This is a genomic window from Brevundimonas sp. Br13 (assembly GCF_055391505.1).
In genome coordinates this window covers 2,547,446-2,572,988 of record NZ_AP044008.1, presented here as the reverse complement: position 1 = coordinate 2,572,988, position 25,543 = coordinate 2,547,446, and the positions used below count along the sequence as shown (strand labels likewise).

Genomic DNA, 25,543 nt, shown 5'->3' with positions numbered 1-25,543 from the left:
TGTTTAGCCAGATGGTGCGGTCGAGAAGACTCGAACTTCCACGGGTTGCCCCACAGCGACCTCAACGCTGCGCGTCTACCAATTCCGCCACGACCGCTCGCATCGGAGCGGCGGCGAATAGACGAAGCCGCTGGAAAAGGAAAGTCTCTCTTTTGAGCCGAGCGCGCTTTGTGCGGTTGACGCCGTTCGGATGTCAGGCCGCGCCGGCCATGAAGTCATAGACGTCGGCGGGCCGGGTGACGGTGATGGCGATCCGGTCTTCGCGAATCTCGATTTCGCCGCGCGCGACGGGGTGGTTGTTCGCCAGGATCCAAACCTCGTCGCCCTCGGAGGCGTCCAGCGGAATCACCGCGCCCCGACCCATCTTCAGCAGTTGGGACATCGGCAGCACCATACGCCCCAGCACGACTGAGATTTCGACGTTTACGGCGTTGATCTGGGACACGGGCGCTCTCGTTCACTAAGAGGTCGTCCCTTGCGGAAACGCCTCCGCCTGCACATTGAAGCCTTATGCTTGCCGACCCGTTAAGTCCCGACCTTCAGAAGCTGCGTCGCGGCGACGGCCGCCCGGTCGAATGGACCGTCTCTTCGACCTATGTCGATTACGCCGCCGCCGAGTCGTTCATGGAGGCCCGCGTCGCCGCCATCGCGGCGGGGGAGGCGGCGGAGCTGGTGTGGCTCTTGGAGCATCCGCCCCTCTATACGGCCGGAGTGTCGGCCAAGGACGAGGATCTGCTCGATGCGGCGCGCTTTCCCGTTCATCGCACGGGGCGCGGCGGGCAGTTCACCTATCACGGACCGGGTCAGCGCGTGGCCTATGTGATGCTGGACCTGAACCAGCGCGGCAAGGACGTGCGCGGTTTCGTGCGTGGGTTGGAGCAATGGCTGATCGGCGCCTTGGACCGGTTCGGCGTGGAGGCCGGGGTGCGCGAGGGCCGGGTCGGGGTCTGGGTCGAGCGCAAGGGCGCCGGCTGGTCGCGCGAGGACAAGATCGCCGCCATCGGGGTCAAGGTCCGCAAATGGGTCAGCTTCCACGGGATCAGCCTGAACGTGGAGCCCGACCTGGAGCATTTCGGCGGCATCGTGCCGTGCGGCATCCAGGAGCACGGGGTGACCAGCCTGGTGGACCTGGGAATCCTGGCCACGATGGATGAGGCGGATGCGGCGTTGAAGAACAGCTTCCGACAGATATTCGGTCCGGTAACGGAAAGTTCCCCGCCACTCTGAGCCGTATCGGCGCTCGGCGCGGGATGCGACAATCGCGCCAAAGGGCGCCGATGGGGGTTGGCAAGCCCGGCGGCCATAAGGTTTAACGGCGCCACCTCGCTTTAGAATCCGAGCCCAGGAGCCTCCATGAACCGCTTGATCGCCGCCGCCTCGGCCGCCGTCATGTCCCTCAGTCTGGCGGCTGGAGCCGCATCGGCCCAGGATTTCCGCGCACTGGCCCAGCAAGACCTTCAGGCCGCCCGAGACGCCCTGGCCGCCAACCATCCGGCCGCCGTCATTCCCGGCGCGCCGGGCGAAACCTTCCGCAACTGGATCGACGCCGGTTATCAGGACGCCATGGGCCGCGTCGGCCGCGTCAACAGCGGGGACAGCCACGCCTATCTGTTGCGCTACTATGCGAACGGATTCCGCGATTCCAACACCGTGATCCGGCCGACCTATGAAGGGCAGGGGCCCTTCTTCGCCATCGGCTGGCCGGGCCTGACGACGGCCTGGCGCAACGGCGAATATGTGGTCTCCTACGTCAAGCCGGGCGTTCGGAACCTGCCGCCTGTCGGCTCGACCCTGGTCAAGTGCGGCGACAAGACTGCGGCCGAGTTGGCCGAAGAGCGGCTGGACCGTTGGGAAGGCGATCTGACGACGGAAGCCGGGCGCGTCCGCACCGCCCCCTATCTGCTGTGGAACCGCAACAACCCCTTCACCGGCGGGGTGCCGTCGCTGTGCAGCTTCAAGGTCGGGCGCCGGGACCGCGAGTTCCAGATGCAGCCGCAACCCGCCGACGCGGCGTCGCTGGAAGCCGCCTATCGCGCGACCGTCTATGTGCCGCCGGCGACGCCGCTGGCCGTCGAGACCGTCAACGGTCGTCCCTGGGTCCATGTCCACAGTCTGGCCGACGACGCCGGCTGGGACGCCTTCTTCGCCGCCGTCGAGGCGCAGCTGCCGGCCATTCGCGGATCGCAGGGCCTGGTGATCGATCTGCGCGGCGCCGACGGGTCGTCGCTGAACGCCACCAGCCGCGGCTACGGCTTGGCCAATCGCATCTGGACGCCGGAGTTCACCGTCAGCCGCCAGCCGGAAGCCGGCTCCATCACCTATCGCGCCACCCCGGCCAATCGCCAGTGGTTCGTCGACACCCTGGGCCGCATGCAGGCCGATCCTCGCTTCGTGCAGGAATCCAGCGCGGTGATCGACCAGACCCAGGCCATCGTGGCGGCCTTCGATTCGGCCCTGGCGGCCAATCAGGCGACCTTCACCATGCCGGGTCGTCCGTCCGTGCCGGACACCGGCGCGGCCAATCCGGTCGCCGGACCCGTGGTCGTTCTGGTGGACGCCGGCTGCAGCGGGGGCTGCCTGGACACCCTGGATCTGCTGACCCGCCTGCCGAACGTGCGTCTGGCGGGATCAACCACGGCTGAGGACACCATCTTCATCGAGCCGACCGTGCTGCGTCTGCCGTCGAACTACGCGGAACTGACCTATGGCCATAAGGCCTGGACCACCCGCCAGCGCGGCAATGACGCCCCGTACACGCCGACGCAGGGCCTGGCTTACTCGGGTGATGCGGCCGACGAGACGGCCGTGCGCGCCTGGGTCGCCAGCCTGTTCCAATAGGACGTCTCGGCGATCGGATCTGAAGGGGGCGGGTCGGGGTGGAACCTCGGCCCGCCCCTTCCTATTTCGGGGTCATGACCGATATCGACCTTTCCGATTCCCTAGCCCCCCGACGCTCCTCGGCCGGCTATGATCTGACGCCGCCCGATGATCAGGAACGCGCCCGGCTGGAGGCGGACCTGAACCCCGAGGAGAAGCGCGTCCTCCTGTCCCACGGCACAGAGGCGCCGTTCTGCGGAACCCTGCTGGGCGAAAAGCGCGCGGGCGTCTTCTGTTGCCGGGAGTGCGGTCTGCCCCTGTTCCGCAGCCGCACCAAGTTCGAAAGCGGAACCGGCTGGCCCAGCTTCACCGAACCCGTCGATCCGGCCCACGTCCATGAGGTGCGCGACACCAGCTACGGCATGATTCGCATCGAGACCCAGTGCGCGCGCTGCGGCAGCCACCAGGGCCACGTCTTTCCCGATGGCCCGCCGCCGACGGGAAACCGCTATTGCATCAACTCGGTCGCTCTGACCTTCGTGCCCGAAGGCGAACCCTTGCCGGACCCGTTGCAACGGGGCGACGGAAACGCCTGACCATGGCCGCAATCGGCGTGCTAGGATGAGGCGGAAGGAGACGGCCCATGCTGATGGCAGGACTTGTGGCGAGCTTGGCGCTCGCAGCTTCGGGCGCAGGCGCGGACGGCGATCCTGACGGCGTCGTCGCGACCGCCCCGACCAACGCCCCGACCCTGGCCCAGGCCATGGCCGCCGCCCCGGAAGCCGCTGCTCCTGCGCCGACCGCGCAGGACGCTCAACCCCATGGGATGACGACGGAACAGCAGATTCAGGCCTGGCTCAGCAACAGAACGCCCGGCGTGGATTTTCAGGAGCCCCTCCCTGAAGGCCCCATGGACGACCGCCAGATGCACGGCATGGTCGAGGCGGGCGTCGGCACCGGCGGCTATCGCAGCTATGGCGCCGCCGTCTCGATGCCGATCGGCGAAAACGGGCGTCTGGACCTGGCCTATCGCGAGGGGCGCAACGAACCCTGGGGGTACGGCTATGAGGCTTACGGCTATGGACTTCGGGGGCCTGGTTTCTATCCGCCTTACGGGCGGGTGCGCGGCTACGGCGGCGATTCGAGCCGCAAGTCCCTGTCGATGGGCTTCAGCTGGAGCAAGGACCGGGACGCTGAAGACGGCGCGGTCTGGCCGCGAGGCGCGACGGCTTCGGACTGAAGCGGCGCGGCCTTCCATCAAGCAAAAGGCCCGGCTTTCGCCGGGCCTTTTTCGTCTCAGATGGTGCCGCCGGGGGGAATCGAACCCACGACCTCAGCCTTACCAAGGATGCGCTCTACCACTGAGCTACGGCGGCCCCGACTGAGGAAGCGGCCGTATAGCCAAACCGTTCGGGGGAGGGAAGCGGCTTTTTGACGATCTGAAAGAAAGTTTGGACAAGCCCCGTTATCACGGCATTCTAAGCCCATGACTCGTCCGCCGCACGACACCGACACCCCGCCCGTCGAGACCTCGCCCAGCTTGACGCCAGAGGGCGGCGCGTCGTCCGAGGCGGCGCGGGCCAAGGCCGAACGCGCCATTCGCCTGGCGGCGGCCCTGCGCGCCAACCTGAGACGCCGCAAGGCGCCCGCCCGAACCCCGGCGGCGCCCAAGGACAGCAACTGAAAGTCATCGCCCGGCGGACGCTCCGCCCTTTGGCAAGCGCGCGCCGGCTTGCTAGAGAACCCTCCCCCCGAGGCGTTTCCTTCGGGCGCGCTTCAAGGACGTCATGGACAGTATCGCCATTCAGGGCGGCGCTCAGCTCTTCGGGGAGATCCCCGTCAGCGGCGCCAAGAATTCCGCCATCAAGCTGATGGCCGCCTCGATCCTGACGGATCAACCCCTGCTGCTGACCAATATGCCGCGGCTGGCCGACACCCGCTTCTTGGGTCAGTTGCTGCGCCAGTTCGGCATTGAGGTGACCGAGCGCGACGGCGCCGATGGGCAGGAAAGCCTGTTCCACGCCCAGACCCTGACCTCGACCTTCGCTCCCTATGACCTAGTCCGCCAGATGCGGGCCTCCTTCAATGTGCTGGGGCCGCTCTTGGCCCGCACCGGCGAGGCCAAGGTGTCTCTGCCCGGCGGCTGCACCATCGGCGCCCGGCCCGTGGATCTGCATCTTCAGGCGCTCACGGCCCTGGGCGCTGAGATCGAGCTGGAGGAAGGCTATGTGACCGCCAAGGCGCCGTCCGGCCTGAAGGGCGCCGAGATCGAGTTTCCGTTCGTCTCCGTCGGGGCGACCGAACACGCACTGCTGGCCGCCGTCCTGGCCCAGGGCACGACGGTGCTGCGCCGCGCCGCGCGTGAACCCGAGATCGGCGATCTGGCGCGCTGTCTGACCGCCATGGGCGCCAAGATCGAGGGGATCGACACCGACGTCCTGACCATCACCGGCGTCTCGTCGCTGACCGGGACGACCTGGTCGGTGATTCCCGACCGTATCGAAATGGGCTCCTACGCCGTCGCCGCCGCCATGGCCGGGGGCGAAGTCCGGTTGACCAAGGCCAGGGCTGATCTGATCGGCGCCCTGACCGACAAGATGATCGAGGCCGGGGTCGAGGTGTCGCCGACGGACGACGGCGTCCTGATCAAGCGCGACCCCAAGGTCCGGCTGAAGGCGGTCGATGTCGAGACGGCGATCTATCCGGGCTTCGCCACCGATCTGCAGGCCCAGTTCATGGCGCTGATGACCACGGCTGAGGGCGTCAGCACGGTGCGGGAGACGATCTTTGAGAACCGCTTCATGCATGTGCCGGAACTGGCGCGGCTGGGCGCCGACATCTCCGTCCATGCGGGCGAGGCCCGGGTGCACGGCGTCGAGACGCTGCACGGCGCCCAGGTCATGGCCACCGATCTGCGCGCCTCGATGTGCCTGATCATCGCCGGCTTGGTCGCCGAAGGCGAAACGACCGTCGGTCGCGTTTATCATCTGGATCGCGGGTTCGAGCGTTTGGAACAAAAGCTCGGCGCCTGCGGCGCGGAGATTCGGCGGGTCAAGGGTCACAGCGAAGGGATGGAGTGATGACAGCGGAGATCGACGGCGCCCTGTCCGAAGCCAAGACGGCGGTCGAACCGCTGCGTCTGCTGGCCGAGGACGCCGACGATCTGCAGATCATCTCGGCCGCCCTTCAGGACGCCATACTCCGGCCGATCGACATCGTCTGGGAAAAGGGCGCGCGCACCCTGACCATCGCCTTCAGCCGCTTCTGTTGGGAATGCGGCGGAACGCGCGTCATGTCCGCCATGCAGTTCGGCGATGTCATGGGGGTAAAGAGCCGGCGGTTGCCACGCAATCCGGACGCCACGCTGGAACTGCTGGCGCTCGACTTCATACCGACCGAGGCGCCGAGCGGTCGGGTCATACTGATGTTCGCCGGGGGCGGTGATCTGAGAATCGACGTCGAATGCCTGGACGCCGTCGTCACTGACATATCCGAGCGCTGGCCGGCCCGAATGGCGCCGACCCATTTGGACGACGCAGGGCTGGACGAAGGGAAGACGGTATGAGCGCCCCCCACAAGCTGGCGTCCGTCGAGTTGGACGCCGCCACCCTGCCGGCGGCGACGGCCGAGATCGAACACGAGCGCCGCGTCGCCATCTTCGATCTGGTCGAACGAAACAGTTTCGAACCCGTCGGCGCAGAGGGCGGGTCCTACCGGCTGAAGCTGTCGCTTCAGGACAATCGTCTGGTGTTCGACGTCACGGGCGAAGCCTTCGCCCGCACCTACGCCATCAGCCTGACGCCGCTGAAGGGCGTCATCAAAGACTATCTACTGATCTGCGACAGCTATTATGAAGCCCTGCGCGGCTCCTCGCCCAGCCAGATCGAATCTGTCGATATGGGTCGAAGGGGACTGCATAACGAAGGGGCGGAACAGCTGATGAACCGCCTGGAAGGCAAGATCGCAGTCGACCAGGAGACGGCGCGGCGGTTGTTCACCCTGCTGTGCGCCCTCTACCGTCGCGGCTGACCTCGACTATCTTGCCGTTTTGAGGCATTAGGCCCCTCCATTCCGCCCCTCGCGCCCGCCCGGCGTGGGGCTGAACGCATATCAACCGGGCGCGAGAGGCCGCATGGCTAAGGAAGAACTGCTCGAGTTTCCCGGCACCGTCAGCGAACTGCTGCCGAACGCCACCTTCCGCGTGACGCTCGAGAACGACCACGAGATCATCGCCCACACCGCCGGCAAGATGCGCAAGAATCGTATCCGCGTGCTGGCGGGCGACAAGGTTCTGGTGGAAATGACCCCCTACGACCTGACAAAGGGTCGCATCACCTACCGCTTCAAATAAGGAGCGGCGTCGTTTTCGTGTCGGAAGGGCGTCTGGAGCTTGCGCTGGCCTCGTCCAGCCCACGCCGCATCGAATTGCTGGCGCAGGTGGGAATCAAGCCGGATCACATCGACCCTGCCGATATAGACGAAACCCCGCTGAAGGGGGAGACGCCGCCGCGTCTGGCCGAGCGGCTGGCGACCTCCAAGGCCCAGGTGGTCGCTTCGCGTCGCCCCCAGGCCGTCGTTCTGGCCGCCGACACGGTGGTCGCGGTCGGTCGTCGGTTTCTCGAAAAGGCGGCGGACGAGGCCGAGGCTGCACGTTTCCTCAAACTGCTGTCCGGGCGCAACCATCGCGTCTTCACAGGGGTGGCGGTGGTGCGCGACGGCAGGACGGCCGTGCGGGTCAATGAGACCCGCGTCACCTTCAAACCGCTGTCCGATCATGAGATCGCGACCTATGTCGCGACGGGCGACTGGCGCGGCAAGGCCGGCGGCTACGGCATCCAGGGCCCGGCCGGCGCCTTCGTTCAGCGGATCGTCGGCAGCCATCCCTCGGTCATGGGGCTGCCCCTGTACGAAGCCGTCCAACTGTTGCACGGCGTCGGCTGGCGCGCATGAGCGGCGCGGTCGAGGTCTTCCTCGACGACACGCCTGGCGAAATCCGCGGCGTGGCGTCCCGGAACGGCCGCTACACCCATCTGATCATCCATCGCGACGACGACGTCGCTCAGTGCCGTTTGGGCGCGCGGGCCGTAGGCCGTGTGACCGACGTCATTCCAGGCCTTCGCGGCGCCTTCATGGACCTGGGCGCCGGCCCGCCGGCCTTCCTGCCGCTGAATCGGAAGGATCGCGTCGATCAGGGCGAGCGGTTGGAGGTGGTGGTGATCGCCGAACCCCGCGCCGGCAAGGGGCCGGTCGTGCGTCGTCTGGGGCCGGGGGAGGGCGCGCCGCGTCTGCTGCAAGCCGCGCCCGGCGTGGCGGAACGTCTCCAGGCCCTGGCTCCGAATAGTCACTTGATCGAGGGCGTCGCCGCCATCGACGCCGCTGTGGAAGCGGAGGAAGAGGCCTTAGCCGCCCGATGGGGCAGCGCGGCCCATGGCGTCGATCTCGCCTTGGAAAGGACGCGCGCCCTGGTCGCCGTCGACATCGACTATGCGCCCAGTCCCGGTCGAGACGCGCGGCAGGGGCGGGCGGCGGCCAACCGAGAGGGGCTCCATCAGGCCGCGCGGCTGATCAGTCTCAGACAGTGGGGCGGGCTTGTGGTCATCGACCTGGTCGGGGATGGGCAGGACGCGGAGGCTCAAGCCCGCATCGCCCGCGCCGCCTTTTCCCATGAACCGCAAGCCGTCTTCGGCCCGATCAGCCGGTTCGGCCTGCTGCAGATGTCGCTGCCCTGGCGCATGACGCCGGTCGAGGAACGACTGTGCGACGGCGGCGGACCGTCGGTCGCCACGCGCGCCCTGGCCTTGGTTCGGGCGTTGCGTCGGCGGCTGCTGAGCGAAACGACGACGCCGAGGCTGAGCGTCCGCTGCCCGCCGGAGGAAGCCGCCTTGGCCGCGCCCCTGGTCGCCCGGCTGGGGCCGAGGGCCGGCCTGCGGTCTGACGACGCCCTGCCGCCCGGCCGGGGCCATATAGAAGAAGGCTGACCCATGAGCGCCTGTCCCATTTGCCGCAAGGCCGAGGCCGATCCGAAATATCGGCCCTTCTGCTCGCGCCGCTGTTCAGAGGTGGATCTGCAACGCTGGTTCAGCGGGGCTTACGTCATTCCGGTTCCCTTGGAAGAGGGGCTGAAGGAGGATGACGAAAAGGACTGAAACGGCGCTGGACAGTGCGAAAAGTGTCGCCTATAGACCCGCCTCTCGCGACGCCGCGTCGGCGCCTGGATAGCTCAGTTGGTAGAGCAGCGGATTGAAAATCCGCGTGTCGGTGGTTCGAATCCGCCTCCAGGCACCATTTTCCCTTCGGGGCTTCCCAGATTCCATATCTTTTCCCGGCAAGCGCCTTCACGCGTGCGATCGTCGCGTGCAATCGTCGACTCGCGGGCCGGATGACCTACGGAACGCTGCTGAAAGAGTTAAAAACTTCGCCGAGGCGCGTTTTCGAACAAGCTTCCCCTAATCGACAGATTAGCATCACAAAAATGTCGTGCTGCGCCATTCTGGGCGCGACAAAAGGGCGAGATTCTCATGAACCTTCTCCCCGAAGGCGAAATCCGGCTGTTGTCCCTTGACGCTCCGGTAAGGGTTCGTCAAAGGGGTTGGGACGCCCTCCCATTAAGGCGTCAAACGGATTCTAGGAGGCGTGTTCTCCCGCGGTTCGAACATCGGAGGCAGTACGGGCGACCGCATATGTCTCCATCCAAGAATTCAGCGGCCGGCGATCCCGCAGGGACATGGCCTCTGAAGGAAACATTTCAGGTTGGGGGGCGGCCCTTTGACACGGCCGCACCTTTGGTTCCACGAGTCAGACCAAGCAGGAACTGGCGAACTATGCTGAACAGCAAAAAGACGAACATCCTTCTCGCCGCGGCCGGCGCGGCCGTCCTGATGGCGAGCTCGCCGGTTCTGGCCCAGGCCCCGGCCGAGCCGACCCCGGCCGCCGCGCCCGCCGAAGCCCCGACGGCCATGGCTCCGGCCGCCGATGCGGCCAACCCCTCAACCGTCGGCGAATCCGTCGGCGGCGGTCATTCGGGCGGCATCACCCCGATCTCCATGTTCATGGAAGCCACGATCATCGTTAAGGTCGTGATGATCGGCCTGCTGCTGGCCTCGATCCTGTCGTGGACCCTGCTGCTCATCAAGCTGTTCGAGTTCGGCGCCCTGAACCGCAAGACCGACAACTTCCTGGAAAACTTCCGCGGCGCCCGCACCATCGCGGACATGCGCGCCGTCGCCACCCAGGAAGAATATGACGGCAACCCGCTGGCCGACATGGCCGCCGCCGCCACCGACGAAATCGAAATGTCGCGTCAAGCTGGCCTTTCGGTCACCGGCGACCACCTGGACAACGCCATGGGCCGCGCCACCGCCGCCGTCGCCGCCGTTCAGTCGGGCCTGGCCAAGCGCCTGTCGGGCGGTCAGCAGTTCCTGGCCTCGGTCGGTTCGACCGGTCCGTTCGTCGGTCTGTTCGGCACCGTTTACGGCATCATGAACTCCTTCATCGGCATCGCGGAATCCAATACGACCAACCTGGCCGTCGTTGCTCCGGGTATCGCCGAGGCCCTGCTGGCCACCGGTATCGGCCTGTTCGCCGCTATCCCGGCCGTGGTCTTCTATAACTACTTCAACACCCGCATCGCCGCCTACGGCACCCGCGCCGACGGTTTCGCCGCTGAGCTGCTGAACGGCATCTCGCGTCAGCTCGACAAGGGGGCGTAAGACGGATGGCCGCCAAGATTAAATCAGGCGGCGGCGGCAGCCAGGTCGAGGCCAACAGCGATATCAACGTCACGCCTTTCGTTGATATCATGCTCGTCCTGCTCATCATCTTCATGGTTGCGGCTCCGCTCGCATCCGTGTCGGTGCCGGTAGAGTTGCCGATCGCCGTCGCCAAGGCGGCCCCGAACCCGCCCAAGCCGGTCTATATTTCGATCCAGAACGACGGCGACGTCTTTGTGGGCGACTTCCAGACCAGCATCGGGACGCTGGGAGAAGATCTGACCAAACAGATCGGCTCCCGGAACCCGGCCGATGAGCGGATTTTCATTCGGGCTGACCAAAACACCCGCTACGGCGACTTCATGCAGGTCATGAACGCCTTGCAGGATAACGGCTTCTACAGCGTTGCACTGGTCGGCGAAGACCAGGCGACGAGCTAGATGGCGGAGATAGTATGACAGACGTCACTTATCATCGCAGTCGTTACGACGTACCCAAGGCCAAGGGCTTCATGGGGGTTTCCTACCCCGTGCTGATCGTGTGCCTGCTGATCGTCACCCTCCTGTTCGCCCTGCTGATCTTCTTCCTTCAGCAGTCGAAGTTTAAGCTCAAGGAGTTCAACTACGTCGACGAGTCCGTCGAGGTCGAGTTGGTCGAGCCGGTCCCGCCGCCTCCGCCGCCTCCGCCTCCGCCGCCTCCGCCGACGGACACGCCTCCGCCGCCGAAGCTTCAGGTTCGCGTGCCTGCGCCCGTCCCGAACATCGTTCCGCCTCCGCCGGTGAACATCACGCCGACGAAGAAGGAAGATCGGGTCGAGTACACCGGTCCGCCCGTCGTCGTTCCCGGCCCGCCGCCGCCTCCGGCTCCGCCGGCGCCGGTTCGGCCTTCGACGATCACCAGTGTCAGCTGGTCGCGGCAGCCTCGTCCTGAATTCCCCGCCCGAGCCCAAGAGCGTGGGATTGAGGAAGGCACGGTCGTGTTGCTGTGCTCGGTTCAAGCCAACGGGTCGGCCACGAACTGCAGCATCGTTTCCGAAACGCCTGCTGGCGCGGGCTTCGGTCGTGAAGCCCTGTCTTCAATGCGGTCGGCGAGATTTTCGCCGGGCACAGTTGACGGGGTTGCCCAAGGCGGCCAAGCGCGCTTCACGGTTCGCTTCCGCCTTCAGTAAGCTGGCCAGCCAGAACCAGACGCCCCGGAGAGCCATCTCCGGGGCGTTTTCTTTTGTCCCGCGTCGCCACGAAATCGCATCAAGCCGCTTGATCCCCTGTCGCAGGACCGGTAGAGAACGCGCCTCGCGATGCGCGGGCCGCCTTAGCTCAGTTGGTTAGAGCGCCGGTTTGTGGAACCGGAGGTCCTCAGTTCAAGCCTGAGAGGCGGTACCATCGCAGAGGCCGGGCGGGCTTGATGCCCCGGCCTGTAGCTCCCATCTCCTGATCGTCGGCCTCCATTTTCCGTTTTTGGGCCGATCCCCCACATCGACAGGAGAGCGCAGATGAAGACGCGCAAACTGGGTCCAAGCGGACCCGAAGTCTCGGCCATCGGCCTGGGCTGTATGGGCATGAGCGCCTTCTACGGCGGCGCCGACGAGGCCCAGTCCACCTCCGTCATCCACCGGGCCCTGGACCTGGGCGTGACCCTGTTCGATACGGCCGAGATGTATGGGCCCCATACGAACGAGATCCTCCTCGGCAAGGCGCTGAAGGATCGGCGCAACCAAGCCTTTATCGCCACCAAGTTCGGCATCAATTACAACGCGGACCGGTCGAAGCTGATGGTGGACGGCAGCCCCGCCAACGTCCGCCGGGCCATTGAGGGCAGTCTCCAGCGGCTGGGCGTCGATCACGTCGATCTCTACTATCTCCACCGGGTCGATCCCGACACGCCGATTGAAGAGACGGTCGGAGCGATGGCGGAGCTGGTGACCGAGGGCAAGGTCCGTTTCCTGGGGCTGTCAGAGGCGTCGCCTGAGACCCTGCGCAAGGCCCACGCCACCCATCCGATCACGGCGCTTCAGACGGAGTATTCGTTGTGGAGCCGCGAGCCCGAAGACGAGCTGTTCGCCGTCACGCGCGAGCTGGGGATCGGTTTCGTGCCCTACAGCCCGCTGGGCCGGGGCTTCTTGTCCGGCGAGATCAGGTCGGTGGACGATCTGGCCCCCGACGACTTCCGCCGCACCAATCCGCGCTTCATGGGCGAGAATTTCCAGAAGAACCTGGATCTGGTCGAGGCGGTGAAGGCGATCGCGGCCGACAGGGGCGTCACGGCCGCCCAACTGGCCCTGGCCTGGGTCCTGGCTCAGGGGGACGATCTGATCCCCATTCCCGGCACCCGCCGCGTCGCGACCCTGGAGCAGAACGTCGCCGCCGTGGACCTGGCGCTGACGCCCCAGGATCTGGCGCGAATCGACGCCGTCTTCCCCAAGGGAGCGGCGGTGGGCCATCGCTACGCCGAGGCGGCGCGGGCGGCCCTGAACCGCTGAGGTTCTGGCTCTGAACGCCATGAAAAGGCCCGGCCGGAGCGATCCGGCCGGGCCTTTGCTGTTCTGCGCCGAAGAGGATTACTGGATGCGGGTCCAGGTCTGGGTCTTGCACAGGGGAGCGACGACACAGCCACGCAGGTTCAGGCTGTTGTCCCCGTTCATGGTGATGGTGCCGCGATAGGTGCGGCCGTCAGCCGGATTATAGACGGAGCCGTTGCGCCATTCCGTGGGGCCGCCGGTAAAGCCCGAAAGCATGGGCAGATTGCGCAGGGTCCGGCCCCGCAGGCTGGCGTCGCGATTGTGCTCGTCGCGCACATTGGGGTCGGCGCGGATGTGGTTCGACGTCACCAGCGTCCCGCACAGGGCCTGGCCGCAGCGGCTGATCCGCACCTGGCCGCCATTGGTGGGGGTCTGCCACAGGCCAGTCGGATCGCCGGCCAGGGCGGGGGAGGCGAGGGCGGTCGCCAGGGCGGCGGCGGCCAGCATGATCTTGGTCTTCATCGTCGTTTCCTCTGTTCGGGTCGGCGACGCCGCCCGTTGGGCGCAAGGTGATCCCGGTTTTGGATCAAAACAAGGCTCTGCCGATCACCTTATCGCCAACAAAAACCGGACCTTAGGGAAGCTTTCGGCGGCTGGAGCAGCGGGTGTTCCGCGCGCGGACCGGCTAAGCCCCCACCTATCCCCCGATCAGAGCCAGCCACTCGTCCTCGGTCAGCACCCGAACCCCGTGCTTTTCGGCGTCCTTGAGCTTGGACCCGGCGCCGGGGCCGGCGACCAGGTAGTCGGTCTTTTTCGAGACGGAACCTGAAACCTTGGCGCCCAGGCTTTCGGCGCGGGCCTTGGCCTCGTCGCGGGTGAAGCGTTCCAGGGCGCCGGTGAAGACGACGGTCTTGCCCGCGACCGGGGTGTCGGACTTGGGCCGTTCGGCGTCGAGGATTTCGGTCAGCTCGGCCTCGAGCGCGGCGACGACCTTCAGATTGTGCGGCTCGTGGAAGAAGTGGGCCAGGGCCAGGGCGGCGACGGGGCCGACGCCGGTGACGCCGGCGATCTGGTTCAGGATTTCGGACGGGGCTTCCTCACGCGCCACGCGGGCCAGTTCGACCAGGCCGGACCAGTCCTGAACCATCGTCGCCAGCGAGCGGCGGGCCGGGGCGGCCATGCCGGGGAAGGCCTGACTGATCTTCATGTCCATCGTCGCCTCGGGCCAGGGATCGACGGCGGGGGGCGTCGCCTCGGCCATCAGGGTCAGGACGCGGGGCGATATGGCGTGGGCGGAGGCGAGCGTGGTCCAGGCGTCGGACGGCACACCCGAGGCGGCCTGGACGCAGGCGGCCTTCAGCGCGGACCAGCTTTCGAAGGCCCGAGCCAGGACGATGGAGGTCTGTTCGCCGATGTCGCGTATGCCCAGGCCGAACAGGAACCGGTCCAGCGCAATGACGCGCCGGGCGTCGATGCCGGCGACCAGGTTGCGGATGCTGGTCTCGCCATAGCCATCTTCGCGCTCCAATTCCTTCAGCCGGTCCGCATCGCGCGCCAGGCGGAAGATGTCGGCGGGCTCCTTGATCCAGCCGCGGGCGTGGAAGGCGACAAGCTGTTTCTCGCCCAGGCCTTCGATGTCGAAGGCGCGGCGGCTGACGAAATGCTTCAGCCGCTCGACGATCTGGGCGTCGCAGATCAGGCCGCCGGTGCAGCGGCGCTTGACCTCGTCGCCCTCCCGCACGGCCTCCGAGCCGCAGACCGGGCATTTGTCGGGGAAGACATAGGGGACGGCGTCGGCGGGCCGCAGGTCCGGGACCACGCCCAGAATCTGAGGAATGACGTCTCCGGCGCGTTGCAGGCGGACGGTGTCGCCGATGCGGACGTCCAGACGTTCGATCTCGTCTTCATTGTGCAGGGTGGCGTTCCTGACCACGACCCCGCCGACGGTGACGGGGTGGAGCCGGGCCACGGGGGTCAGGGAGCCGGTGCGGCCGACCTGGATGTCGATCCCCTCCAGCACCGTGGTCGCCTGTTGCGCCGGGAACTTGTGGGCGATGGCCCAGCGGGGGCTGCGGGCGACGAAGCCCAGCCGGCGTTGCCAGTCGATGCGGTCGACCTTGTAGACCACGCCGTCGATGTCATAGCCCAGGGTCGCGCGGTCGCGTTCCAGCTCGCGATAGACGGCGATCAGGCCCTCGGCGCCCTCGACCCGGCGCGAGCGGGCGTTGACGGGAAAGCCCCAGGCCTTGAGCTTTTGCAGGGCCTCCCACTGGGTCTCGGCGAAATCGCTGGAGTGTTCGCCCCAGGCGTAGGCGAAGAAGTTCAGCGGCCTTTTGCCCGTGATCCGGGCGTCCTTCTGGCGAAGGGAGCCCGCAGCGAAGTTGCGGGGGTTGGCGTAGGTGCGGCGGCCCTCGGCCTCGGCGGCGGCGTTGAAGGCGGCGAAGGCGTCATTGGGGGCGTAGACTTCGCCCCGGATCTCGATCCGGTCGGGCCAGTCGTCGCCGGCCAGGGCCTGTTTCACATCGGCGATGGTGTTCAGATTGGCGGTCACGTCCTCGCCGGTGCGGCCGTCGCCGCGTGTGGCGCCGAGGGTCAGGCGGCCGTCGACATAGAGGAGGTTGGCGGACAGGCCGTCGATCTTGGGCTCGGCGACGAAGGCGATGGGTTCGTCGGCCGGCAGTTTCAGGAAGCGGGCGATGCGGGCGACGAAGTCGCGCACCTCCCCCTCGTCGAAGGCGTTGTCCAGCGACAGCATGGGGACGCCGTGGCGCACTTCGGCGAACTGGCTGGAGGCGGCGGCGCCGACCTTGTTCGACGGGGAGTCGGGTCGGACCAGATCGGGGAAGGCGGCCTCGACCGCCAGGTTCCGGGCGCGCAGGGCGTCATAGTCCGCGTCGGAAATCTCGGGCGTCGCCTCATTATAGAGGGCGTCGTGGCGAGCCATTTCGGCGGCCAGCCAGGCCAGCTCCTCAGCCGCCGTCTCGGCGGTCAGGTCTTCGACGGGCGGAAAGGCGGGAATCGCGCTGGACATGTCGAACTCCCTATCATCTGTTTCAAAGCATGCGCAGCGTCAGGTTCATCCCGTCAACGCGGCTGACGGCGCCGCGGCGCCGCGCTAAGTTGCCGTATCGACCCCGTGGAGCCGCCCATGCCGACCGTCCGTTCTTTCGTCAGCGCCGTCATGGCGGCGGGCCTCGCGGTCGGGGCGGCCGGCTGTGTCACGCCGACCGCCACGCCGGTCGGCCAGACGGTCGCCGCGCCCGCCTCCGTCTATGATCAGCTGCTGGCGGACGTGCGGATCCTGTCGTCGGACGAGATGGAGGGGCGCGACACCGGCTCGCCCGGTGGAGAGCGGGCCAGGGCCTATCTCGTGTCGCGGCTGGAGGCCCTGGGCGTGGCGCCGGCGCCGTTCGGGCGGCTGCAGCCGTTCGAAGCCGTGGGCGATTCGCCCAACGGGCCGACAACCTATCGCGGCGTCAATATTCTGGGGCTGATTCCCGGCCGCCGGGTCAGCGACCGCTATATCGTCGTGTCGGCCCACTATGATCACGTCGGCGTCCACGGCGGTCAGATCTACAACGGCGCAGACGACAACGCCTCCGGCGTCGCGACCGCCCTGGAGCTGGCCAAGCGGCTGAAGGCCGAGGCGCCGGAGCACAGCGTTCTGCTCGTCTTCTTCGACGGGGAAGAGCGCGGGCTGCTGGGAGCGAAAGAGTTCGTCAAGGCCCCGCCCATGCCCCTGTCCGCCGTCGCCTTGAACCTGAACTTCGACATGACGGCGCGGGCCGAGACCGATGGGCGGCTATGGGTCACGGGGACCTATCAGAATCCGAGTCTACGCCCGATCCTGGAGCCGATCGCTCCGGTAGGGCCGGTCCGCCTCGCCTTCGGCAAGGACACGCCGCAGGACGAGGGAGAGGACAATTGGGTGGACGCCTCCGATCACGCCCCCTTCCATGAGGCCGGGGTTCCCTTCCTCTATATGGGCGTCGATTATCACCCCGACTATCATCGCCCCAGCGACGACTTCGAGCGGATCCGGCCGGAGGTCTTCGCCGCCTCGACCGAACTGGCCATCGCCGGATTCCGGGCTCTGGACCGGTCGTTGGATCGCTGATGCGGCGCCTGGGCGGGATTCTTCTCTGTATTGCGGCCCTGGCGGGGTGCGAAGGCCGGGAGGGCGGAGTGCGCCGGGGGGCGGAGACCGCAGAGCGGGCGCCGGTTGAGGCGGCCTTCCGTCACCAGCTGAGCGGCGACGTCTCGGGCCAGTATCGGCCGGTTGGGGGCGGGGCTGCACCGGGGGACTTGGCCGGGCTGTTCGTCGGCCAGATCGCGGCCTTTGAAGCGTGGGAGCGGGGATCGCGGGCGGGCGCGCCTTTGATCCTGACCCTCGCCGGGTCGGACGGCTCGCCGCCGGTGTCGCTGCAGGCCTATGAGATCACGGACGATAGGCTGCGGATGACGGGAACCGCTGCGCGCGGAGAGGCGGTGCGTCTGGATCTGCGGATCGACCAGGGCGCCCTGGCGACCGCCAGACGCAATCTGGGCGACCAGACGCCGGTTATGAGCGGGGCCGTTCAGGTGGGCGATCGCCGGTTCCCCGTCAGCCTGACGTGGTGGAACGGCGACTGATCAACCGAGGGCCCGCGCCGCCAGCCAGGCCGCGCCGGCGATCGTCAGCCAGATGAAGGCGCCGACGGCGCCAGCCAAGATGATCGACCCGCGTCGCCGCCCTGGGTCGGCGGCGCGCCGGTCTTGCGCGGGACGTGGAGGTCCGGATTTTATTTCGGGATCGCGCGACACGTTGCAACCTAAGATAGATTTCCAGATTGGGTCAAGGCCAGACCGAAGAAGGCGCGCCGCCGCAGGGCCTTGGACGAGAGCCAGTGATCCGAAGGCAGATCGTTTGTCGTAAAATGGATCGCAATCCGCAGCAAAAGCTCCGCTGAAGCTTCACGCAACAGCGCATGCGCCTTCACACAGCATCCCTAATGACTCCACTCGGGCAGGAGGGGCGATCACGTCTTTGCGGCCGGGCATGGGCTCGGGCGCCCCCTGTCATAGCTCTTTGACCAGACACGGTGGACTGACGATGACCGGCCTTCAGATGAAAACCCTGCTCGTGACGGCGGCCAGCGCCCTCGCGCTCGCCGCCTGCGGCTCGGCGGAAGTGGCTTCGCCCGGCGAAGGCAACTTCGGCAACGGCGGCAACAACGGCGGCAACAACGGTGGCGGCAACACGCCGGCCCCCGGCACGCCCGCTGCGGATTGCCCGACCGGCCTGGCCAATGTCGGCACCATCGCCAACGGCTCGCTGCGCGTTTGCCAACTGCCGCAGCAGATTCTGGGCAACCTCAGCCTGGCCGTCCGCGCCGGCACCATCTATTCGATCAGCGGCCGCACCGAGGTGGGCACCGACCGCGGCATCGATCCCGCCTCGACCACGGGCACGCAGGGCATCCTGACCATCGAACCGGGTGTGAAGATCTTCGCCTCCAGCGGCGGTGACTATCTGCTGGTCAACCGCGGCTCGCAAATCTACGCCGAGGGCACCTCCACCAAGCCGATCATCTTCACCAGCCGCCAGGACGTCGAGGGCACGGCCACGGCGACCTCGCAAGGTCAGTGGGGCGGGATCGTCCTGGCCGGCCGCGCGCCCCAGGCCAACTGCCAGCTGACGGCGCCGGTCACCTGCACCGGCCAGGTCGAGGGCACCAACGCCTTCTACGGCGGCAATACGGCGACCGACAACTCGGGCCGTCTGCGCTACGTTCAGATCAAATATTCCGGCTTTGAAATCTCGACCGGAAATGAGCTGCAGGCCCTGACCCTGGCCGGCGTCGGCTCCGGCACGGTTCTGGAGTACATCCAGTCTTACAACAGCTCCGACGACGGCATCGAGATCTTCGGCGGCAACGCCAACCTCAAGCACATCGTCATCAACGGCGCCGACGACGACGGTCTGGACACCGACACCGGCTGGCGCGGCGGCGCCCAGTTCGGCATCGTGACCCAGCGGGCCCCGAACTCGACCAGCCGGTCGGCCGGCTTCGAGTTCTCGTCGGCTCCGTCTTCGACGCCTTATGCTTCGCGCTATCTGTCGCAGCCGAAGATCGCCAACTGGACCCTGGTCGGCCGCAACGCCCCGACCGACGCCCACACGGTCATGCACTTCGACACCGGCACCAACCCGACCCTGATCAACATCGTCGCCACCTCGACGACGGGCTCGGTCGCCGGCTGCTTCGACATCGCTGACGCCGACACCCAGACGAGCTTCGACGGGGGCACGACGCCTTCGCTGCGTTCGATCTACATGTCCTGCTCGGTCTCCTACCGTCCGGCCAACGTCGCCCGTTCGACGGCGGTGTTCACCAACGCCCGCAACACCAATGTGACGGCGGCGGGAACTTCGACCCTGACGGCCCCGGCTTCCGGCACGACCATCGCCAACCAGAACCTGGCCTTCATCAACGGCGCCAATGAGAACGCCGTGACGGCGATCGATCCGAAGACGGTCTACAGCTTCTTCGACAGCGTCAACTACATCGGCGCTGTGCGGAACGCCCAGGACACCTGGTGGCAGGGTTGGACCTGCGGCCTGACGGCCGGCTCTCCCTGCTGATGACGACAGCGCCGGCGGCGGCCTTCAGGGTCGCCGCCGGTTCTTCGCGTTTCCTGACCCCTTCAAGGCGCAGACCATGAATAGACTTTCTCTGACCCTGAGCGGGGTCCTTCTCGCCACCAGCGCGCTGATTGCGCCCGGCCTGGCGTTCGCCCAAGCCGCACCTGAAACCGCCCCGACGGCCCAGAATCCGGCCCAGACCTCGGCGGAACAAGTCGATCAAGAGCCCGCCGAAGTCGGCGAGATCGTCGTCCTGGGGCGCTATATCCCCGAGCCAAACCGCGAAAGCTCTGAAGTCGCCGCCTTCCTGACCTCGGAAGACCTGGAGCGCACCGGCGACAGCAACGCCGCCGCCGCCCTGACCCGCGTCACCGGCCTGTCGATCGTCGAGGGCCGGTTCATCTACGTCCGCGGCCTGGGCGAGCGCTATTCGTCGGCCCTGCTGAACGGTTCGCCACTGCCCAGCCCCGAGCCTCTGCAACGGGTCGTGCCCCTGGACCTGTTTCCCTCCAGCATCCTGGACGGCGTGACGGTTCAGAAGACCTATTCGCCCAACTTTCCCGGCGAATTCGGCGGCGGCGTGATCGATCTGCACACGATCGACGCCCCGAACGAACCCTTCTTCAACATGAAGCTGTCGCTGGGCGGCAACACGGAATCGACGGGCAAGGAAAGCCTGATCTACTACGGGTCGCGCACCGACTTCACCGGCTTCGACGACGACACCCGCGACGTGCCTGGCGCCATCCGCATCGCCTTCGACCAGGGCAAGCAGATCAACACCGCCAACTTCTCGGCCGCCCAGCTTCAGGCCATGGGGCAGTCGTTGGAGAACGCCCCGCTTCGGCTGTTGCAACGCGAGAAGACCCCGATCGACGGCGGCGTCGAGCTGGCCGGCGGGTTCTCGCAGGACACCGGCCTGGGGACGCTGGGCCTTATCGCGGTCGCCGGCTACGACAACAGCTGGCGCGCCCGTCGCGGCGTTCAGCAAGAGGGCCAGTTCCAGGGCGACGCCCTGGAGGTCTCCTCTTCCTATGACGTCGAATCGAACCAGAACGACATCCGGTTGAACATGCTCGGCGGCCTGTCGCTGAAGACGGTCGATCATGAGCTGAAGTGGACCAACCTGTACGTCCGCAACACCACCAAGGAAGCGCGTTCGGCCGCCGGCCCGGACTTCGACGCGGGCGGAAGCGTCATCCGCAACGACTATACGGAATGGTTCGTGCGCCAGCTGTTCACGAGCCAGCTGGCGGGCGAACACCAGTTCATGGACGGTGCCCTGGAGATCGACTGGCGGGCCGCCTACGCCAAGACGTCGCGGGACGCGCCCTATGAGTCCCGCTTCCAATACGGCGTGGACGCCGCCGGCGACTACATCCACAACTTTCAGGGCAATCTGATCTCGTTCAGCGAACTGGACGACGACATCGTCTCGGGCGGCGTGGATGTGGCCTACACCCTGCCGTTGTCCTCGATCCGCGAGGCGATCATCAGCGCCGGCGTGGCCTCGTTCGACAACAATCGCGAAGCCACCCGTCACGATCTGCAGTTCGAAGCCGTCAACGGCCTGACCGACAGCCAGCGTCACGCGCGGGTCGATTATCTGTTCTCAGACTACAACATCAATCCGAACACTCTGCAGCTGCGCGAAATCGCCGGCAGCAACGGCGCCAGCGCCTATGACGCCGAGCTTCAGGTCAATGCGGCCTATGCGATGATTGATGCGGAGATCATCCCGCTGGTTCGCACGACGGTAGGCGTCCGCTTCGAGGACGGCCAACAGAGCGTCACCCCGCGCGACGTTTTCGGCGGCACCTCGACCTATAAGGCCACCGAAATCGAGGAACAGTATTGGCTGCCCTCCTTCACGGCGACCTGGAACTTCGCTGAGGATCAGCAACTGCGGTTCGGCGCGTCCAAGACGATCGGTCGCCCGCAGTTCCGCGAACTGGCCCCCCAGGCCTATACCGATCCGGAAAGCGACCGCATCTTCATCGGCAACCCCTACCTGGTGGACACCGAACTGCTGAACCTGGACGCACGGTATGAATGGTACTTCGCCCGCCAGCAGTTCATCACGGCCGGCGTCTTCTACAAGGACATGGACAAGCCGGTTGAATCCGTCATCGTCGACGTCGGCAACCAGCGCCAGCAGTCCTTCCTGAACGCGCCCAAGGCGACCATCATGGGCGCCGAGGTCGAGGTGAAGAAGTATTTCGAGTTCCCCGACCAGCCCATGGCCTTCATCGCCAACAAGCGTTGGTTGGTCCAGGCCAACTACACCTACTCCGACTCTGAGGTGAAGGTGAGCTCGGGCGATACGGTGCTGACCCTGGGCGGCGCCGGTACGCCGGAACAGGCTTCCTTCTTCATTCAGGACGGCAGCCGTCTGCAAGGCCAGTCGGATCACGTCGCCAACCTGCAACTGGGGTGGGAAGACGACACGGCCCGGTCTCAGGCGACGATCATCGTCAACTATGTCAGCGATCGCATCACCGCCCGCGGCGCCGGCATCAGCACCAGCCGCGAACCGGATTTCATTCAAGATCCGGGCGTCTTCCTGGACTTCGTCTATCGCAAGGACTTCACCGTCATGGACCGCGACATGGGCTTCGCCCTGGAACTGCGGAACCTGCTGGGAACCGACTTCGACGAATACCAGGAGCGGGGCGCCAAGATCCGGGTCAACAACTATGACCTGGGTCAGAGCGCCTCGGTGAGCCTGACCGCGCGCTTCTGATCCGTCAGAACCGCAAACCATCGACGGCCGGGAGGCGAACGCCTCCCGGCCGTTTCGATTTAAATGTCCGTACACGGTTGAACTGTCACGAGAAGTTATCCGCGTCTTCACACTTCGGTGAGGCCCGCATACGGACGATTGTTCTACACGCCATTCGCGGCCGTCGGGGGCCGGCACGGGCTTGGCGTCGTGATTGCTGACATCCGCAACCTCAGCCTCTCCGCCGCCCTGGACAGGGGGCGTCGTCTGCCGCTGCGCCGCCTCGTGGAACTCCTTCTGATCGCCCTGCTGCTGGTGCAGGCCGGCCGTCTGATCTGGCTGTTCGCCGCGCCCAGGCCCCAGGCTGAGGCGCCGGCCGCCGCCGCTGCGACTAGGCCTGTCGACGTCAGCATACTGTCGCGGTTTGACGCCTTCTTCCGCACCGGAGGGCAGGGGGCCCTGGCCGGCGCCTCGGGCGCGGAGGCCAGTCAGGTGCGTCTGTTCGGCGTCCGCGCGGGCGGCGTGGGCGGCGGCTCGGCCATCATAGGCCTGGCTGACGGGCGTCAGATTTCCGTCGGCGTCGGAGAGGAGGTCGAGCCCGGACTGGTGTTGCAGTCTGTCGCTCCCGACTTCGTGACCCTGGCGCGGGGCCAGTCCCTGACCCGGTTGGAGTTTACGGATGCGCCTGCCGGGGCCGCGTCGCCCCCGCCGCCGCCCTCGACCCCCCAGATCGTGACCCCGCCCGCCGCTTCCCCCGCCTCGAACGCGGCCGCAGCCGCAGTCGTCAATCCCCAACGCCTGATCGCTCAGGCCGCTTTGCGCCCAAGGCTGCAGGGGCTGGGCGTCAAAGGCCTGACCGTCTCGTCCGCCGGAGACGGGTCGGAGCTTCGCAGCGCGGGTCTTCAGGCGGGCGACGTCATTCTGTCGGTCAACGGCGTGGCCCTGAACAGCCCTCAAGCGGTCGGCGCCCTGAGAAGTCAGCTGGCCGACGCTTCCTCTGCCGAAATCCAGTATGAGCGCGGGGGTCAGACCCGCACCACCACCATAAGGACGCGACCATGACCGTCTCTCTGCGCCACCGGCTGATGCGCTCCGGCGTCGGGGCGCTGGCCCTGGTTCTGGCTTTTCAGGCGCCGGTCGCGGCCTCGCCGGTCCTGGCCCAGGAGGCGCGCCAGACCCTGAACGTCCAGGGTGCCGACATTCGCGCCTTCATCCAGGACGTGGCCCGCACCACCGGCCGCACCTTCATCGTCGACCCGGCCGTGACCGGTACGGTGACGGTGACCAGTGAGCGCCCGCTGGGTCGGGCCCAACTGTTTGAAGTCTTTTTGTCCACCCTGCGGGCCAACGGCCTGGTGGTGACGCCGACCCAGTCGGGCGCCTATCGGATCAGTCCCGCCCAGGGCGCGGCCCAGGGACCGTCCACCGTCGGGGCCGAGCGGTTCTCGACCGAGGTCTTCCAACTGCGCAACATCGACGCGGCCTCGGCTGCGGAGACTATTCGGCCCCTGGTCGGGGCTCAGGGCCAGGTTCTGGCCAATCCGGGCGCCAACAGCGTGGTGGTGGCCGATTTCTCGGACAATCTGGCGCGCATCCGCTCGCTGATCGGCCGGATCGACGTGGATCGGTCCAGCTATGAGGTGGTCGCCCTAGAGAACGCCTCCGCGCGCGAGATCGCCGGGGTGCTGCAACAGGTGATGGCCGCGCCCGGGGGCGGGCAGGGCATGGTGACGGTCACGCCGGTCGAAAGCTCCAACTCCATCGTCCTGCGCGGCGACGGCCAGGCCCTGGCGCGGGTGCGCGGCCTGATCCATGACCTGGACGGCCGGTCGAGGGCGAACCAGGATGTGAACGTCGTTTTCCTGGAACACGCCAACGCCGAGCAGCTTCTGCCGGTGTTGCAACAGGTGGTGGGCCAGCCCGTGACGGCCTCCAACAGCACGAGCCAGGGCTTGCGCACCGCCGCGACCGGATCGACGACCAGCGCCTCCAGCGGCCTGTCGCGCGCCGCCGCCAGCTTGGGGAGCGGAGACGCCGAGGGCGGCGCCATCGGCTCGTCCTCCGTCACCGCCACCGGCCAGCGCGCCACCATCGCCCGCTTCCCCGGCGCCAACGCCCTGGTGATTTCCGGGCCGGCCGACATGCAGCGCACCTTGGCCGACGTCATCCGTCGCCTGGACGTGCGCCGCCAGCAGGTGCTGATCGAGGCCATTGTGGTCGAGCTGAGCGACAACGCCGTGCGCGAACTGGGCGTCCAGTGGCTGTACGGCGGGGAGAACGGCGTCGGCCTGACCAACTATACTGACAACGCCACCCCGTTGGTGAAAATGGCCGGCGGCGCCTATGCGGGGCAGCTGGACGAGGACGATCCTCTGCGCGAACAGCTGCAGACCCTGGCCCTGAACAGTCTGGTGGGCGCCAACGGCTTCGTCGGCGGCGGCGGGTTCGAGGTCGGAGACGGCCTGTTCGGCTTCATCATCAATGCGGCCAAGACCGATAAGGGCTCCAACCTGCTCCAGACGCCGTCGATCATGACGCTGGACAACGAAGAAGCCACCTTCCTGGTCGGGCAGGAGGTGCCGATCACCACGGGCCAGACCCTGCTGGACGGAAACTCCAACCCCTTCACCACCACCGACCGCAAGGACATCGGGGTGCGGCTGACGGTGCGGCCCCAGATCAACGCCGGGGGCTCCATCACCCTGACGCTGCGTCAGGAGGTGTCGGCCATCAACGGCGGTCTGACCAGCAGCACGACGGATCTGGTTTTCGACAAGCGCGAGCTGCAGACGACCCTTGTCGTCGACGACGGCGACATTGCGGTGGCCGGGGGGCTTCTGGACCAGAACGACATCATTCAGGCGGACAAGATCCCCGGCCTGGGCGACCTGCCCGGCGTCGGCGCCCTGTTCCGCTCGAACAGCCGTCAGCGCGGGCGGACCAATCTGATGGTCTTCCTGCGCCCCACCATCATCCGCACCCGTGAAGAGGCTCAAGGTCTGGCTGCGGACCGCTGGGGCTATATCCGCGACCAGCAGCAGGCGGTGCAGCCGGATCGCGAGCCCAGCCTGGACGCCCTGGTGCGAGACTATATGCGGACCCAGGCCCCGGCCGCCCCGGCGACGGGCGAGCCGATGGTGATCGCGCCGACGGGCGTGACCGCCCCGGTGGCCCCGGTCGAGGCCGCGCCCCTGCCGTCGGCGGGACATTGA

25 protein-coding genes and 4 tRNA genes are annotated in these 25,543 nt (G+C 66.9%); 24 read left to right on the top strand and 5 right to left on the bottom strand.

The features are described 5' to 3' along the window. Positions 1–12 precede the first annotated feature (12 nt). Both ACZ5M6_RS12680 and ACZ5M6_RS12675 read right to left on the bottom strand, forming a co-directional pair. Positions 13–97, bottom strand: a tRNA-Leu gene (locus ACZ5M6_RS12680). Between the two features lie 96 nt (positions 98–193). Continuing rightward, on the bottom strand, positions 194–445 hold the full coding sequence (locus tag ACZ5M6_RS12675; protein WP_054766067.1) for a FliM/FliN family flagellar motor switch protein: 252 nt from the start codon (positions 443–445) through the stop codon (positions 194–196). A gap of 65 nt (positions 446–510) precedes the next feature. Here ACZ5M6_RS12675 and lipB point away from each other — a divergent pair, with 65 nt between their 5' ends. The 4 genes from lipB (at position 511) to ACZ5M6_RS12655 (ending at position 4,057) form a co-directional block, all read left to right on the top strand. Further along, positions 511–1,227, top strand: a complete 717-nt coding sequence (gene lipB / locus ACZ5M6_RS12670; protein ID WP_183217074.1) for a lipoyl(octanoyl) transferase LipB — start codon at positions 511–513, stop codon at positions 1,225–1,227. A gap of 126 nt (positions 1,228–1,353) precedes the next feature. Further along, positions 1,354–2,838: a hypothetical protein gene (locus tag ACZ5M6_RS12665; RefSeq protein ID WP_464158787.1), complete on the top strand. Its 1,485-nt coding sequence runs from the start codon at positions 1,354–1,356 to the stop codon at positions 2,836–2,838. A 74-nt stretch (positions 2,839–2,912) separates the two neighbouring features. Continuing rightward, positions 2,913–3,413, top strand: coding sequence for a peptide-methionine (R)-S-oxide reductase MsrB (gene msrB, locus ACZ5M6_RS12660; protein WP_444571976.1), 501 nt, complete (start codon positions 2,913–2,915; stop codon positions 3,411–3,413). A gap of 47 nt (positions 3,414–3,460) precedes the next feature. Continuing rightward, positions 3,461–4,057, top strand: coding sequence for a hypothetical protein (locus ACZ5M6_RS12655; protein WP_287396510.1), 597 nt, complete (start codon positions 3,461–3,463; stop codon positions 4,055–4,057). Positions 4,058–4,118: 61 nt separating this feature from the next. Here ACZ5M6_RS12655 and ACZ5M6_RS12650 read toward each other — a convergent pair. Then, positions 4,119–4,193, bottom strand: a tRNA-Thr gene (locus tag ACZ5M6_RS12650). Between the two features lie 110 nt (positions 4,194–4,303). Here ACZ5M6_RS12650 and ACZ5M6_RS12645 point away from each other — a divergent pair. The 14 genes from ACZ5M6_RS12645 to ACZ5M6_RS12580 all read left to right on the top strand — a co-directional run bounded on the left by ACZ5M6_RS12645 (position 4,304) and on the right by ACZ5M6_RS12580 (position 13,005). After that, on the top strand, positions 4,304–4,501 hold the full coding sequence (locus ACZ5M6_RS12645; protein ID WP_182715012.1) for a hypothetical protein: 198 nt from the start codon (positions 4,304–4,306) through the stop codon (positions 4,499–4,501). Positions 4,502–4,604: 103 nt separating this feature from the next. Further along, positions 4,605–5,897, top strand: a complete 1,293-nt coding sequence (gene murA / locus ACZ5M6_RS12640) for a UDP-N-acetylglucosamine 1-carboxyvinyltransferase (protein ID WP_333897309.1) — start codon at positions 4,605–4,607, stop codon at positions 5,895–5,897. Next, entirely contained in the window at positions 5,897–6,382 is a 486-nt protein-coding gene (locus ACZ5M6_RS12635) for a DUF2948 family protein (protein WP_183217078.1), read from the top strand. Before murA ends, ACZ5M6_RS12635 begins: the two co-directional genes overlap by 1 nt. Beyond that, positions 6,379–6,846, top strand: a complete 468-nt coding sequence (locus ACZ5M6_RS12630; RefSeq protein WP_054766060.1) for a UPF0262 family protein — start codon at positions 6,379–6,381, stop codon at positions 6,844–6,846. The genes ACZ5M6_RS12635 and ACZ5M6_RS12630 overlap by 4 nt, the downstream gene beginning before the upstream one ends. Before the next feature lie 103 nt (positions 6,847–6,949). Next, positions 6,950–7,168 (top strand): translation initiation factor IF-1, encoded by a 219-nt coding sequence (gene infA / locus ACZ5M6_RS12625; RefSeq protein ID WP_008261544.1) that lies wholly within the window; start codon positions 6,950–6,952, stop codon positions 7,166–7,168. A 17-nt stretch (positions 7,169–7,185) separates the two neighbouring features. Beyond that, entirely contained in the window at positions 7,186–7,767 is a 582-nt protein-coding gene (locus tag ACZ5M6_RS12620) for a Maf family protein (RefSeq protein ID WP_464158786.1), read from the top strand. Further along, positions 7,764–8,795, top strand: coding sequence for a ribonuclease E/G (locus tag ACZ5M6_RS12615; RefSeq protein ID WP_464158785.1), 1,032 nt, complete (start codon positions 7,764–7,766; stop codon positions 8,793–8,795). Before ACZ5M6_RS12620 ends, ACZ5M6_RS12615 begins: the two co-directional genes overlap by 4 nt. Before the next feature lie 3 nt (positions 8,796–8,798). Continuing rightward, positions 8,799–8,963, top strand: coding sequence for a DNA gyrase inhibitor YacG (locus tag ACZ5M6_RS12610; protein ID WP_082382714.1), 165 nt, complete (start codon positions 8,799–8,801; stop codon positions 8,961–8,963). A gap of 63 nt (positions 8,964–9,026) precedes the next feature. After that, positions 9,027–9,102, top strand: a tRNA-Phe gene (locus ACZ5M6_RS12605). 536 nt (positions 9,103–9,638) lie between these two features. Beyond that, positions 9,639–10,526 (top strand): tonB-system energizer ExbB, encoded by an 888-nt coding sequence (gene exbB, locus ACZ5M6_RS12600; RefSeq protein WP_054766057.1) that lies wholly within the window; start codon positions 9,639–9,641, stop codon positions 10,524–10,526. Between the two features lie 5 nt (positions 10,527–10,531). Next, positions 10,532–10,966, top strand: a complete 435-nt coding sequence (locus ACZ5M6_RS12595) for a biopolymer transporter ExbD (protein ID WP_054766056.1) — start codon at positions 10,532–10,534, stop codon at positions 10,964–10,966. 14 nt (positions 10,967–10,980) lie between these two features. Further along, entirely contained in the window at positions 10,981–11,694 is a 714-nt protein-coding gene (locus ACZ5M6_RS12590; RefSeq protein WP_054766055.1) for an energy transducer TonB, read from the top strand. A gap of 137 nt (positions 11,695–11,831) precedes the next feature. Beyond that, positions 11,832–11,908, top strand: a tRNA-His gene (locus tag ACZ5M6_RS12585). 110 nt (positions 11,909–12,018) lie between these two features. Then, positions 12,019–13,005 carry an aldo/keto reductase gene (locus ACZ5M6_RS12580; RefSeq protein WP_464158784.1) on the top strand — a complete coding sequence of 329 codons (987 nt, stop codon included), beginning with the start codon at positions 12,019–12,021 and terminating at the stop codon, positions 13,003–13,005. Positions 13,006–13,083: 78 nt separating this feature from the next. Here ACZ5M6_RS12580 and ACZ5M6_RS12575 read toward each other — a convergent pair whose 3' ends face one another. Both ACZ5M6_RS12575 and ligA read right to left on the bottom strand, forming a co-directional pair. Next, complete coding sequence (locus ACZ5M6_RS12575; RefSeq protein ID WP_054766053.1) at positions 13,084–13,506, bottom strand: DUF2147 domain-containing protein; 423 nt, start codon at positions 13,504–13,506, stop codon at positions 13,084–13,086. Positions 13,507–13,681: 175 nt separating this feature from the next. Then, positions 13,682–16,015: an NAD-dependent DNA ligase LigA gene (gene ligA, locus ACZ5M6_RS12570; protein WP_444571969.1), complete on the bottom strand. Its 2,334-nt coding sequence runs from the start codon at positions 16,013–16,015 to the stop codon at positions 13,682–13,684. A 117-nt stretch (positions 16,016–16,132) separates the two neighbouring features. Here ligA and ACZ5M6_RS12565 point away from each other — a divergent pair, with 117 nt between their 5' ends. The 6 genes from ACZ5M6_RS12565 to gspD all read left to right on the top strand — a co-directional run bounded on the left by ACZ5M6_RS12565 (position 16,133) and on the right by gspD (position 25,543). Beyond that, complete coding sequence (locus tag ACZ5M6_RS12565; protein WP_464158783.1) at positions 16,133–17,101, top strand: M20/M25/M40 family metallo-hydrolase; 969 nt, start codon at positions 16,133–16,135, stop codon at positions 17,099–17,101. Further along, positions 17,101–17,616 carry a hypothetical protein gene (locus ACZ5M6_RS12560; RefSeq protein ID WP_464158782.1) on the top strand — a complete coding sequence of 172 codons (516 nt, stop codon included), beginning with the start codon at positions 17,101–17,103 and terminating at the stop codon, positions 17,614–17,616. Before ACZ5M6_RS12565 ends, ACZ5M6_RS12560 begins: the two co-directional genes overlap by 1 nt. Before the next feature lie 475 nt (positions 17,617–18,091). Next, positions 18,092–19,609, top strand: coding sequence for a hypothetical protein (locus tag ACZ5M6_RS12555; protein ID WP_224760958.1), 1,518 nt, complete (start codon positions 18,092–18,094; stop codon positions 19,607–19,609). A gap of 76 nt (positions 19,610–19,685) precedes the next feature. Further along, entirely contained in the window at positions 19,686–22,352 is a 2,667-nt protein-coding gene (locus ACZ5M6_RS12550) for a TonB-dependent receptor domain-containing protein (RefSeq protein WP_464158781.1), read from the top strand. A 189-nt stretch (positions 22,353–22,541) separates the two neighbouring features. Beyond that, positions 22,542–23,393 (top strand): type II secretion system protein N, encoded by an 852-nt coding sequence (locus ACZ5M6_RS12545; protein WP_464158780.1) that lies wholly within the window; start codon positions 22,542–22,544, stop codon positions 23,391–23,393. Beyond that, complete coding sequence (gspD, locus tag ACZ5M6_RS12540; protein WP_409613528.1) at positions 23,390–25,543, top strand: type II secretion system secretin GspD; 2,154 nt, start codon at positions 23,390–23,392, stop codon at positions 25,541–25,543. The genes ACZ5M6_RS12545 and gspD overlap by 4 nt, the downstream gene beginning before the upstream one ends.